The following is a 12,777-nucleotide window of genomic DNA, read 5'->3' on the forward strand; positions in this document are numbered from 1 at the left end:
ACGCTGTGACGGCTGCGTATTCCGTCAGGCGCTTCAGCCTCTCCTCGCATCAACGCGCGAACACCGATATGCCCGATCTGCACTGGACCATTCCGGTCGCTCGCTGGTCTAGCTGGCCTGCTGCCGCATCTGCCGCACCCGACATCGGCTTTATCGAGCCGATCGTGCGGCGTCGTCTCAGCACTCTGTCCCGAGTCGCGCTGAAGGTTGCGCACGAGTGCGTCGCGCAGGAGCCGGCGCGGGTCGTGTTCGCGTCGCGTCATGGCGAGCTGCGCCGCACCACCGACATCCTGCGCGCCATCAGTGCGGGCGAGCCGGTGTCGCCGACCGCGTTCAGCCTGTCGGTGCTCAATGCGATGACCGGCGTATTTGGTATCGCGCGTGGCGACCGTTCCGCGGCCAGCGCGATTTCGGCCGGTGCCGAAACGCTCGGCTACGCGCTGCTGGAAGCGCATGCGCAATACGCGGCGCAGCCGGGCTCTCCAGTGCTGCTGGTGTATGCCGACGAGCCGGCCGATCCGGCCTACGGCACGATCGAAGACGAAGTGCCGGGCGGTGCGCTGGCGATCCTGCTGGATAGCGGCGCGGCGACCGGGCAACTGACGTGCAGATTGTCCGGCGGCGGGGGCGCGGGCATGACGGAAGCGTCCTGCAACGCACAAGCACCGGACAACGTACGCGGCAACTCAGCCGGGCCGGAGAGTCTGGCCGCGGCCGCCAACCAGGCTGTCCCCGAGGCCCGCTTCGCGACGCAAACCCAGGCGCTGCTGCACTGCCTGGAAACCGGCAACCCGGGCGCCTGGCAACACGCCGACGCCACCTGGCACTGGAGTTGGCATGGCCTCGCGTCTTGATTACGGCTGGCGTTTGTGCGCAACGGGCATGGCCTTCGTGGTGTTCGGCGTATGCGGCACCCTGTTTTCGGTGCTGGTGTTTCCGCTTGCATGGCTCTGGCCGCACCGCGCGTCGCGGCAATTCGCGGTGACGAGCGTGATCCACTGGTTTTTCCGCGCGCTGGTCGCGGTGCTGCAGCGCATCGGCGTGATGGAGCTCGACGTGTCGAACGTCGAGGCGTTACGCGCGGGCGGGCCGGCGATCGTGGTCGCGAATCACCCCACGTATCTCGACGTGATGGTGCTGTTGTCGCTCACGCCGCACGCCTGTTGCGTGGTGAAAAACGCCCATTGGGGCAACCCGTGTTTCTGGGGCATCGTGCGCTCGGCGGAATACGTCAGCAACGCCGACCCCGCGGAACTCGTCGAGGCCGGCGCGCGGCAACTGGCGGCCGGCTACACGATGATCATTTTTCCGGAAGGCACGCGCAGTCCCGCGCCGAACCGCCTGCATGCGTTTTCGCGCGGTTTCGCGCATATGGCCCTGAAGGTCGGCGCGCCGATCGTGCCGGTGCTGATGGACTGCGATCCGCCCGCTTTCACCAAGCAGATGCGCTGGTACGACGTGCCGGCGCGCGCATTCCGGATGCGCGTGAACGTCCTCGCACCGCTCGACGTCGAGCAACTCGCGGCGCACGACGCGACACCGGCCCTTGCGGCGCGCAGCGTGACGAGCGCCATCGAAGCACACATTACTCAGCACCTGTTCGATTATGGATTCTTTAAAACTGGAAATTAAACAGCTTCTGATCGAGGCCCTCGATCTGGAAGACCTGAGCCCCGCCGATATCGACGACGACGCCCCGTTGTTCGATACCGACGGCATCGGTCTCGACTCGATCGATGCACTCGAAATCGGCATCGTGCTGCGCAAACAATACCAACTGACCATCGCAGCGAACGACGAGCGCACGCGCGAACATTTCCGTTCGATCAGCACCTTGGCCGCGCTCGTCGCGAGCCAGCGCGAAGCGGCGCACGCTGTGAATGAAACCACCAGAAAAGGGGAATAAATCGTGTCCGAGGCTGAGATTCTTGAGCGCATCCGCGCCATTTTCAAAGAGAACTTCGCGATCGAGCCGGAGCGCGTGACGCCTGAAGCGAACCTGTTCGAAGAGCTCGATCTCGACAGCATCGACGCTGTCGACCTGGCGATCAAACTGCAGGAAATGACCGGCCGCCGTATCAAGCCGGAAGAGTTCAAGTCGGTGCGCACGGTCGGCGATGTGATCGGTGCGGTCGAATCCCTGCTGGCTGCACAAGGCTGATGTTCGCCGCGCGCGCGCGTAGGCAGGCGGTGGCGGAGCAGGCCGGCGCCGACGCTCACGTCACGACTGCCGGGACCGTTCCGGCCTCGACCGAGGCCGGGCGCAGCTGGGCCAAAACCGTCGTGCAGGTGCTGTTGAAACTCGCCTATCCCGCGCTGATTCTGTGCGCGTGGCGCTGGGACACGCCGCGTTACGTCGGTTGCATGCTGTTCGCGATCCTGTGGCTGCAGCGCTGGGCCGGCAGCGGCCCGGTCGCGACCTCGCTGCGGCGGCTCTCGTCGATCGACTGGACCGTGGTCGGCTTGCTGAGCTGTGCGTCGGCGGCGATCGTGTTGACCAACAGCGAACTGCTGTTGCGCCTTTATCCGTCGCTCGTCAATCTGGGGCTGTTGATCGCGTTCGGCGCGACGCTCGTGCGCGGACCGTCGATGATCGAAAAATTCGCGCGACTCGGCAATCCGGATCTGCCGCCGCGCGCGGTGCGTCATACGTGGCGCGTGACCCAGGTGTGGTGCGGTTTCTTCGCGCTGAACGGCGCGTTTTCCGCTTATACGGCGCTGTACTGGAGTCGCGCGAACTGGTCGCTGTATAACGGCGCGATCGCGTACGGGCTGATCGGCGTGCTGCTGGTGGCGGAGATTGTCTGGCGTTACCTGGTGGTGCTGCCGCGAGCCGCGCGTTCGGAGGCGGCATGATTGCATTGCATGATGTGTTGTCGGTGGCCGTCGATGCTGCCGGGTTGAAAACGCCGGTATGCCGCGATGGCGACGTGGTGCTCGATCGTGCCGCGTTTCGCGCGCGCGCGGCGGGCCTGATCGCGCTGCTGCAAACGCGCGACGCGCAACGTTACGCGCTGTGTATCGACGATCCCTTTGATTTCGCCTGCGCGTTGTTTGCGCTGTTCGCGTGCGGAAAAGAGCCCGTGATTCCGGCCAATGCGACGCCGGGATATCTGGCCGATCTGGCCGACGCTTATGACGCGGTGCTGACGGACGCGGATCTACTGCGGTTCATGGCGCGTGACAGCGATGAAGCCGACTCCCACGCCAACACCAACGCAGCGGCCGCGGCCACACCCACCGGTCACTTCCTCGACCCGCAAGCCCCGCTCACGCTCTACACCTCCGGCAGCAGCGGCACGCCCAAACCGATCCGCAAGACGCTCGCACAATTCAACGCCGAAGTGCACACGCTCGAACGCCAATGGGGCGCGCTCGTCGGCGACGCGACGATGCTCGCGAGCGTGCCGCATCATCACATTTACGGTCTGCTGTTTCGCGTGTTGTGGCCGCTTGCGGCGGGCCGTGCATTCGACCGCGCGATCAGCCTCGAACCGTTGCATCTGCAACAGCAGATCGACCAGGCGGGCGCGACGGTCGTGGTGTCCACGCCCGCGCAACTGTCGCGCTGGCCCGCGTTGCCGGGCTTTGCCGCATTGACGCCCGCGCCGCGCGCGTTTTTCTCGTCGGGCGGTCCGCTCGCGCTGGAAGCCGCGCAGGAATACGCCTCGGCCTATGGCGCCGCGCCGCTCGAAATCTACGGCAGCACGGAGACCGGCGGCATTGCGTGGCGGCGTCAGGATCAGACGGACGCCTGGCAACCGGTGGCCGGTATCGAAGTGCGTCGCGACGAAGACGGCGCGCTGAACGTGCGCTCGCCGCATCTCGACCACCGCGGCTGGCATCGTACCGACGACCAGATCGCGCTCGACGCCGACGGCCGGTTCCGTCTGCAAGGGCGCCTCGATCGCGTGCTGAAACTGGACGGCAAGCGCGTCTCGCTGCCGGAACTGGAAGCGCGTCTCGCGCGGCATCCGTATGTCGCGCAAGCGGCGCTGGTGCCGCTGGAAGGCGCCACGCGCAAGCGTGTCGGCGCGGTTGTCGCGTTGACCGAAGCGGGCAGCGAGGCGTTACGCGACGAAGGCCGCGTGGCGCTCGCCAAAACGTTGCGCCGGCATCTCGCCGACTTTTTCGATGTCGTCGTGCTGCCGCGCCACTGGCGGTTTCGGGCGACGCTGCCGTTCGACGCGCGCGGCAAACTCCCCGTCGCGGCGCTCGCCGCCGCGTTCGAACCGCGCCGCGAAGGCATGGAAGTCCTCGCCGAAGCGCGCAGCGGCGACACGCTGCATTACGACCTGCGCGTGCCGCCCACGCTCGTGCATTTCGCCGGCCATTTTCCGGGCTTGCCGATTCTGCCCGGCGTGGTGCAGGTCGACTGGGCGATTCGCCTCGCCGCCGATCACGTGCCGGCCGCGCGCGCGATTGCATCGGTCGACCGGTTGAAGTTCATGGCGCCGGTGGCGCCGGGCGCGGTGCTGAAACTCACGCTGGCCCACGACGCCGCGCGTCGGCGCTTGCAATTCGTCTACAAACTGAGCGGCCGCGAATGCGCGTCCGGCGTGATCGTCTACCGGGAGCACGCGTGATGAAGTTCGCCGCGTGTGTCGTCATTCCGATCTACAACCATCAAGACGCGATCGGTGCGACCGTCGCTCATCTCGCGGTGCATGACTTGCCGCTGTTCGTCGTCGACGATGGCAGCGACGAGCCGACCCAGCAGGTGCTCGCCGCGCTCGCGCAGCAGTACGCGGGGCAACTGACGCTGCTGCGTTTGCCGGTCAACGGCGGCAAAGGCGCGGCGGTGATGGCGGGACTGCGCGCGGCGCGCCGCGCGGGCTTCACGCACGCGTTGCAGATCGACGCCGACGGGCAGCACGACGCCACCGACGTGCCGCGTTTCATCGAAGCCGCGCAGGCCGAGCCCGGCGCGGTGATTCTCGGTCGCCCGGTCTACGACGAGAGCGTGCCGAAAGCGCGCCTCTACGGCCGTTATCTGACGCACGTGTGGGTGTGGATCGAAACGCTGTCGCTGACCATTCGCGATTCGATGTGTGGGTTCCGTCTGTATCCGCTGGCGCTCGTCTGCGAGTTGATCGATCGCGTGCAGTTGCCCACGCGCATGGACTTCGACATCGAAATCCTCGTACGTCTCTACTGGCGGCGCGCGGCGTTCCGCTCGATTCCGACGCGCGTCACGTATGCCGCCGACGGCGTCTCGCATTTCGACGTGCTGTGGGACAACGTGCGGATCAGCCGCAGCCACACGCGGCTCGTGTTCGGCATGCTGTGGCGTCTGCCGGTGCTGCTCGCCCACAAGGTCATGCCGCGCCGCGGCGTTCTCGCGGATGCGGGAAACGACCAAAGCGACCCACGCGCTCAAGACGCTCAAGACGCTCAAACCGACAAGCACGACACAACCCAGCAGGACTGGTGGCGTGTCGCCGAACGCGGCAGCCATCTCGGCATGTCCTTGCTCGCACTCAGTTGCAAGCTGTTCGGCCGCCGTTTCACCGCGCTATGGCTGCATCCGATCGTCGCGTATTTTCTGCTGACTGGCCGCGCCGCGCGCGAGGCGTCGAGCAACTATTTCAGACATCTCAGCCAGGCCGCGCCGCACGGCGATACACCACGGCCAGGCTGGCTGTCCGCGTACCGGCACATGCTGGCGTTCGCGCAATCGGGCTTCGACAAGCTTGCGGCGTGGTCCGGTCGCGTCAATAACGCCGACGTCAAATTCGAAGATCCCACTGCTTTCCAGGCGCTGACCGCGAGCGGCAAGGGTGCGCTCGTGATCGGCGCGCATCTCGGCAATCTGGAGATGACCCGTGCGCTCGCCGCGCAGGGTGCCTATGCCAAGGTCACCGCGGTCGTCTATACCGAGCACGCGCGGCGCTTCAACAGCGTGCTGGCGTCGGCCAATAGCGAGTTCGCGCGCCACCTGCTCGAAGTCCGCGACTTCGGTCCCGAGACCGCGATGCTGATGCAGGAACGCGTGGACAACGGCGAGTTGCTGGTGATCGTCGGCGACCGCGTGCCCGCGCACGAAACGGGCCGCACGGTCGAGGCGCAATTTCTCGGTTCGACCGCGCCGTTTGCGCAAGGCCCGTATGTACTCGCGCACGCGCTGGGCTGCCCCGTCTATCTGTTTTTCTGTCTGAAAGAGCAGGACGGTTACCGTCTCTATTTCGAGCCGTTCGCCGAGCGCATCGAGTTGCCGCGCCGCGAACGCGCGCAGCATCTCGCGGCATGGGCGCAACGTTACGCCGTGCGGCTCGAACACTATTGCCGCAAGGCTCCTTATCAATGGTTCAACTTCTTCGATTTCTGGGCCAGCCCCAAGCGAGGCGCGAATGGCCGAACATGATCTGATCGACGCGTCGGTAGCCGGCGCAAAGCTGAACGCAAACCCGCACGTCAATGCCGGGACAACAGGCGCACGCGCCGTCGTGGTCGGCGGTCGCAAGCTGACCATCGAAGAGGTCGTCGCGATTGCCCATCAACGTGCGCCGATCGCGCTGAGCGCCGATCCGGCGTGGCGCGCGCGGATCCAGCGCGGCGCGGATTTCCTGCGTCGTCATCTGGCCGAGGGCGCAACCGTTTACGGCGTCAACACCGGTTACGGCGACGCCTGCGTGGTCGACGTGCCCATGGAGCTGGTCGAAGCGCTACCGCTGCAATTGACCCGCTATCACGGCTGCGGCATGGGCCAGTATCTCGACGACGCGCAAACCCTCGCGGTGATCGCCGCGCGGTTGAATTCGCTCGCCTACGGCTTTTCCGGCGTGCGCCCCGTGTTGCTCGAACGGCTCGCCGATCTGGTCAATCATCGCGTGCTGCCGCGCATTCCCTCGGAAGGCTCGGTCGGCGCGAGCGGCGACCTGACGCCGCTGTCTTATGTGGCCGCCGCGTTGGCGGGCGAACGCGACGTGATGTTCGCCGGGCAACTGCGCGACGTGCGCGAGGTCTGGAGCGAACTCGGTCACGCGCCGCTCACCCTCGCGCCGAAAGAAGGCCTCGCGCTGATGAACGGCACGGCGGTGATGACGGGCCTCGCCTGCCTCGCGTTCGCACGCGCCGATCACCTGACGCGCCTCACCGCGCGTCTCACGGCGCTCTGCACGGTGGCGCTCGACGGCCGCGCGGCACACTTCGACGCGCAACTGTTCGAAGTGAAACCGCACGTTGGGCAGGCCGAAGCCGCAGCCTGGATCCGCGAGGATCTGAGCGGGCGCGACGACACGCCAGGGCATCGCCTGCAGGACCGCTATTCGATTCGCTGCGCGCCGCACGTGATCGGCGTGGCACGCGACGCGCTGACGTGGGTGCGGCGCGACGTCGAGAACGAATTGAACAGCGCGAACGACAACCCGTTGATCGATCCCGACACCGGACGCGTGCTGCATGGCGGCAACTTCTACGGCGGCCATATCGCGTTCGCGATGGACTCGCTGAAGGTCGCGGTGGCCAACCTCGCCGATCTGATGGACCGGCAGCTCGCGTTGCTGGTCGACGTGAATTTCAACAATGGCTTGCCGCGTAATCTGTCCGGCGCGGCGCCCGCGCGTGCGGCGATCAATCACGGCTTCAAGGCGGTGCAGATTTCGTCGTCCGCATGGACCGCCGAAGCGTTGAAGAACACCCTGCCCGCAAGCGTGTTCTCGCGCTCCACCGAGGCGCACAACCAGGACAAGGTCAGCATGGGCACGATCGCCGCGCGCGACTGTTTGCGCGTGCTGGAATTAACCGAGCAGGTGGCCGCCGCGCATACGCTCGCGACGGTGCAGGCCGCGCGCCTGCGCTTGCGGCTCGACAGCACGACGCCGGTGCCGGCGCCGTTGCAGGATTTCATGGACCGGGTGAGCGCGGCGTCGCCGTTCGTCGACGAAGACCGCGCGCTGGAACACGAGTTGCGCGCACTGACGGCGAGCATTGCCGCGTGCGATCTGCTGCACGACTATCGCGGGGGGGCGCACGCATGAGCGAGTCCCGCAACGTACCGAGCGCCAGCGCAATGGTCGAAGTGCCGTTCCACGACGTCGATGCGATGAACGTCTGCTGGCACGGCCACTATCTGAAGTACTTCGAGATCGGCCGCGCGGCGCTGCTGCGTACCTTCGATTACGACTATCGCGAGATGCAGGCGTCCGGCTATCTGTGGCCGATCGTCGAGGTGCATCTCAAGTATGTGCGGCCGGCCATCTACGGCCAGCAGATCGAAGTGCGCACGCAACTGCTCGAACACGAAAACCGCCTGAAAATAGGCTATGAAATCGTCGATTGCGCGTCCGGTACGCGCTTGACCAAGGGCTACACGATCCAGGTCGCGGTCGATGCCGCGACTCAGGAACTGCAGTTCGTCTCGCCGCCGGTGGTGTTCGACAAGCTGGAGCGCGCATGGGGACGATGAGCTTGCGCGCGGCGCTGGTGAGCGGTTGGGTTGCAGTCGGCGCGTGTGGCGTGCTGGGTGCGCTTTCATGGCCCCTGTCCGCCATGGCCGCGCAAGCGGCGCAGACATCGCCGCCAGCCGCGCCCGGCAACCCCGCGCTGGTCTCGCAGATCGCCGCGCATCTCGCGCAGGCCAAGGGCGTGCGTGCGCAGTTCACGCAGACGCAAACGCTCGCCGCGATGAAGCAGCCGCTCGTCAGCAGCGGCTCGTTGCTGTTCTTTCGCGAACGCGGCGTGATCTGGCAGATCGACACGCCGTACAAAGCCACCTACGTGATCACCGATGCCGGCGTCGCCGAACTCAACGCCGCCGGCCTACGCGTGACGAATCACAGCGCACAAGGCGCACGCGGCGTCGCGCAGGTGTCGAAGATGATGCGCGCGATGCTCGGCGGCGATCTGTCCGCGCTGTACTCGCAATTCGACGTGCAGGCCGACGGCAGCGCCGCGCAATGGCGCATGCAACTCACGCCGAACCAGCCGCAGATCGCGCAATCGATCAAAGGCCTGGAGATGAGCGGCGGCGACTATCTGCAAAGCTTGCGCATCACGCTCGCGAACGGCGACGTGACCCGGCTCGACTTCGCGAAAAGCGCGGCGGTCGCCGACCTCACGCCGGCCGAACGCAGCCTGTTCGGAGCGCCGTAATGGACATGCTGCAACAGCGGTCCGTGAAACAGGCGTGGAGCGTGCGCGCCGCGTGGCTGCTGCTCGCGCTGATCGCGACGCTGTATTGCGGCTGGCGTTTCGCCGGACCCTCGCCGTTGCAGACCAATCTGCTCGCGCTGTTGCCGGCCACCGAGGCCGACCCGGTCGCCGAACAGGCGGTCGATACGCTGGCAAGCGCACTCGGCGATCGCACGGTGTTTCTCGTCACCAGCAAAGACGACGCGCATGCCAAGGCCGCAGCCCGGCAATTGGGCGCGTCGCTGCGGCAGAGCGGGGCGTTCGGGTCGGTGACGGCGGAGCTGCCGCCATTCGATCTGTCGCAGATCGGCGCGTTGTATTTGCCGTATCGCTTTGGGCTGCTGACGCCGGCCGACCGTGCAACGCTCTCGGGCACAGTCAGTCACGCGAGCGCCACGCCACCGCACGACGCACTGCAAAGCGCCTCCGCGACAGGCGCCGCGCAGCAATCGTCCCTGCACGATGCCCTGGCGCAACGCATCTACAGCCCGTTACACGGCGGCCTGACGACACCCCTCGCCGACGACCCGTTCGGCTGGCTCGAACACTGGCTGGGCGGCCTGCCGCTCGCCACCTCGAATCTCGAACTCGACGACAACCTGCTGGTATCGCATCGCGGCGCGGCGACCAGTGTGCTGATCGTCGCGACCTTGCCGGGCTCGGCGTACGAAACGAAGACGCAGCACGCGGTGCTCGCCGCGCTTGCCCGCGGCGAACAGCAACTGAAGCAATCTTTCCCCGACGTCGCGGTCGCGCGAACCGGCGCGGTGTTCTACGCGGAATCGGCGCGCAGCGCTTCCGAACATGAGGTGCATCTGATCGGTATCGCGTCGCTGTGCGGCATCGCGCTTCTGATGATGTGGGTGTTCCGCTCGCCGCGTCTGCTGCTGCTCGGCTTCGTGTCGACGGCGCTCGGCATTGTCTGCGCGCTGGCGGTAACCATGCTGGTGTTCGGCAAACTGCACCTGTTGACGCTGGTATTCGGTGCGAGCCTGATCGGCGAGGCCGTCGACTATTCGATCCAGTACTTCGTGGTCTATCTCGGCGCCGGCCGCGATTGGGATGCCCGGCGCGGCGCGTGCGCGGTGCGTCCCGCGCTGACGGTGGCATTGGCAACCAGCCTGCTCGGCTACGCGATCCTGATGTGGGTGCCGTTTCCCGCGCTCAAGCAGATTGCGTGCTTTGCGATGGCGGGCATCACGACGGCCTTCGCCTCCGTGCTGGGGTTGTTGCCCGCCTTGCTGACGCGCCCCCCTAAGCGCAGTCCGCAGCGTCTGTTCGCGGCGGCGGCGCGTGGGCTCACGGTCTGGCATCGCACGATCGGCGGGCGGCGCTCGTGGGGCGTCGCGGCGCTTTTGCTGATCGTCGCGATTCCCGGTTGGCTGCGTTTGACCAGCGACGACGATATTCATCTGCTGATCCAGCGCGATCCACTGCTCGTCGCGCAGGAGGACAAGGTGCGCGACGCGATCGGCGTGGACAACAGCGCGCAGTTTTTCGTCGTACGCGGCGAGACGCCGGAACTCGTATTGCAGCGTGCCGAAGCGCTGGGCACGAAACTGGATGCGTTGAACGGCACCGCGAATCAGGTGGGCAGCTATCAATCGGTCGTGCAATTCGTGCCCTCCGCGAAACAGCAGAGCGACGACCGCGCACTGCTCGCGCAGCATGTCTTCGACGACCCGGCCGCCTTGCGCGCGACGCTGCTGCAAGCCGGCTTCAAGGACGACGTTGCCGACGCGTGGCTTGCCGCGTTCGCCAAACCGCATACGCCGCTGACCGTGGACACGTGGCTCGCCGCGCCGTGGTCGCAGCCGTACCGGCATTTATGGCTTGGCGAGGTCGATCCCGCCGCGAGGGCGTACGCCGCCGTCGTGATCCCGCAAGGCGTGACGCCGCGGAACGAACCTGCGCTGATCGCGACCGCGCACAGTCTGCCGGGCGTGGTGTTCGTCGACAAAGCCGCGAGCGTGTCGAAGCTGTTCGGCGCGTATCGCGTGGATAGCGGCTGGTGGCTCGGCGGTGCGCTCGCGCTCGTGCTCGTTTTGCTGGTGGTGAGATACGCGGCGAAGCAAGTCCGCGTGGCCGATCGCCTGCGCGGCGGCGTCGCCGTGTGCTTGCCCGTGTTACTCGCCGTGGGCCTCACGTTGGCCGCATTCGGCTACGCGCACGTGCCGCTCAATCTGTTCAACTGGCTTGCACTCATGTTGGTGCTCGGCGTCGGCGCAAACTACGCTGTGTTTCTGCGCGAAGGCTGTTTGCGCGCGGATGCGGATCTCGGCGCGGTCTGGACCGGTGTGCTGCTTTCATCGGCCACCACGCTGCTGTCGTTCGGCATGCTCGGCATGAGCGCCATGCCCGCGCTGAAGAGTTTCGGCGCGACGCTGGCGCTCGGCATTTTCGTCTCGGTGCTGCTCGCACCGATCGGCATGCCATCGGAATCAAGGAGGGTCGCATGAAGACGCCATCGGTTTATTTGCACGCGCTCGGCATGATCAACGCGCTCGGCGGCGACCTCGACCACATCGTCCCGGCGCTGGCCGGCGCGCAATCGCCCGGCATGGCGAGTGCGCACACGGGCATCGGCGAGGCCTTCGTCGGCAGCGTGCTCGCGCCGCTCGATCTGGCGCCGCCCGCCGCGCTGGCGCGTTACGACTGCCGCAACAATCGCCTGCTGCTCGCCGCGCTAACGCAGATTGCGCCCGCCGTCGAGATCGCGCGCGAGCGTTACGGCGCGCACCGGATCGGCGTGGTGCTCGGCACCAGCACGTCGGGCATCGAGGCGGCCGAAGCCGCGTTCGTCTATCAGGCGCAGGCCGGCAGCTTGCCCACGAGCTTCAATTACCGGCAGATGGAAATCGGCACCGCCGCGCCGTTTGCCGCCGCCGTGCTGGGTTTGCGTGGACCGGCGTACACCATTTCGACGGCCTGCACGTCGAGCGCCAAGGCGTTCGCGTCGGCGCGCCGTCTGTTGCAATTGCAGTTATGCGATGCGGTAGTGGTGGGCGGGGTGGATTCGCTGTGCGAGTTGACGGTGCAGGGTTTCGCTTCGCTCGAATCGACCAGTGCCGTGCGCACCAATCCGATGAGCCGCAATCGTTGCGGGATCAACGTCGGTGAAGGCGCCGCGGTGTTTCTGATGAGCCGCGACGAAGCGACGGTGCGGCTCGCGGGCGTCGGCGAGTCGAGCGATGCGCATCACATTTCGGCGCCGGACCCGCAAGGCGCGGGCGGCGAACTCGCGCTGCGCGAAGCGCTCGCGGATGCGGGCGTCGCGCCGTCGGCGATCGGCTATGTGAATCTGCATGCCACCGCCACGCGCAAGAACGACGAGATGGAAGCCGGCCTGATGGCGCGCGTATTCCCCGAAGGCGTTGCGGCCAGCGGCACGAAGCCGTTGACCGGCCACCAGCTCGGCGCGGCCGGCGCCACCGAACTCGGCTTCGCGTGGCTGACGCTGTCGCGCGACGACGTACCGCTGCCGCTTCATGTGTGGGACGGCGAGGCCGATCCTTCGCTACCGGCATTGGACCTCGTCGAAAGCGAGCGGTTTTTAACTCGCGGCGCGGACTCGCAGTACGTAATGAGCAATTCGTTTGCTTTCGGCGGCAGCAATGTCAGCCTGATTCTGGCCCGGTAATGCGC

The 12,777-nt window shown here is 66.5% G+C and carries 12 protein-coding genes; all 12 read left to right on the forward strand.

All coding sequences use genetic code 11. The features are described from left to right. The first annotated feature begins 68 nt into the window (after nt 1-68). The 12 genes from BX591_RS05360 to BX591_RS05415 are packed head-to-tail and all read left to right on the forward strand — an operon-like array spanning nt 69 to nt 12,772. Nucleotides 69-854 carry a beta-ketoacyl synthase chain length factor gene (locus BX591_RS05360; RefSeq protein WP_111929907.1) on the forward strand — a complete coding sequence of 262 codons (786 nt, stop codon included), beginning with the start codon at nt 69-71 and terminating at the stop codon, nt 852-854. Further along, nucleotides 838-1,632, forward strand: coding sequence for a lysophospholipid acyltransferase family protein (locus BX591_RS05365; protein ID WP_111929664.1), 795 nt, complete (start codon nt 838-840; stop codon nt 1,630-1,632). Before BX591_RS05360 ends, BX591_RS05365 begins: the two co-directional genes overlap by 17 nt. Further along, on the forward strand, nt 1,607-1,906 hold the full coding sequence (locus tag BX591_RS05370; protein ID WP_035547715.1) for a phosphopantetheine-binding protein: 300 nt from the start codon (nt 1,607-1,609) through the stop codon (nt 1,904-1,906). Before BX591_RS05365 ends, BX591_RS05370 begins: the two co-directional genes overlap by 26 nt. Nucleotides 1,907-1,909: 3 nt before the next feature. Further along, nucleotides 1,910-2,161, forward strand: coding sequence for an acyl carrier protein (locus BX591_RS05375; protein WP_035547711.1), 252 nt, complete (start codon nt 1,910-1,912; stop codon nt 2,159-2,161). After that, the gene (locus BX591_RS05380) at nt 2,161-2,856 is read left to right on the forward strand and encodes a COG4648 family protein (RefSeq protein ID WP_111929665.1); all 696 of its coding nucleotides are present in this window, start codon (nt 2,161-2,163) and stop codon (nt 2,854-2,856) included. Before BX591_RS05375 ends, BX591_RS05380 begins: the two co-directional genes overlap by 1 nt. Beyond that, nucleotides 2,853-4,586, forward strand: coding sequence for an ApeI family dehydratase (locus BX591_RS05385; RefSeq protein ID WP_111929666.1), 1,734 nt, complete (start codon nt 2,853-2,855; stop codon nt 4,584-4,586). The genes BX591_RS05380 and BX591_RS05385 overlap by 4 nt, the downstream gene beginning before the upstream one ends. Continuing rightward, the gene (locus tag BX591_RS05390; protein WP_111929667.1) at nt 4,586-6,364 is read left to right on the forward strand and encodes a glycosyltransferase family 2 protein; all 1,779 of its coding nucleotides are present in this window, start codon (nt 4,586-4,588) and stop codon (nt 6,362-6,364) included. Before BX591_RS05385 ends, BX591_RS05390 begins: the two co-directional genes overlap by 1 nt. After that, the gene (locus BX591_RS05395; protein WP_111929668.1) at nt 6,351-7,979 is read left to right on the forward strand and encodes an HAL/PAL/TAL family ammonia-lyase; all 1,629 of its coding nucleotides are present in this window, start codon (nt 6,351-6,353) and stop codon (nt 7,977-7,979) included. Before BX591_RS05390 ends, BX591_RS05395 begins: the two co-directional genes overlap by 14 nt. After that, nucleotides 7,976-8,407 (forward strand): acyl-CoA thioesterase, encoded by a 432-nt coding sequence (locus BX591_RS05400; protein WP_111929669.1) that lies wholly within the window; start codon nt 7,976-7,978, stop codon nt 8,405-8,407. The genes BX591_RS05395 and BX591_RS05400 overlap by 4 nt, the downstream gene beginning before the upstream one ends. Beyond that, on the forward strand, nt 8,395-9,093 hold the full coding sequence (locus BX591_RS05405; RefSeq protein ID WP_111929670.1) for a LolA family protein: 699 nt from the start codon (nt 8,395-8,397) through the stop codon (nt 9,091-9,093). Before BX591_RS05400 ends, BX591_RS05405 begins: the two co-directional genes overlap by 13 nt. Continuing rightward, nucleotides 9,093-11,591 (forward strand): MMPL family transporter, encoded by a 2,499-nt coding sequence (locus BX591_RS05410; protein WP_111929671.1) that lies wholly within the window; start codon nt 9,093-9,095, stop codon nt 11,589-11,591. Before BX591_RS05405 ends, BX591_RS05410 begins: the two co-directional genes overlap by 1 nt. Further along, nucleotides 11,588-12,772 (forward strand): beta-ketoacyl-[acyl-carrier-protein] synthase family protein, encoded by a 1,185-nt coding sequence (locus BX591_RS05415; protein WP_111929672.1) that lies wholly within the window; start codon nt 11,588-11,590, stop codon nt 12,770-12,772. The genes BX591_RS05410 and BX591_RS05415 overlap by 4 nt, the downstream gene beginning before the upstream one ends. The last annotated feature ends 5 nt before the right edge of the window (nt 12,773-12,777 follow it).

It is taken from the genome of Paraburkholderia bryophila, from assembly GCF_003269035.1.
GTDB classification, from domain to species: domain Bacteria; phylum Pseudomonadota; class Gammaproteobacteria; order Burkholderiales; family Burkholderiaceae; genus Paraburkholderia; species Paraburkholderia bryophila.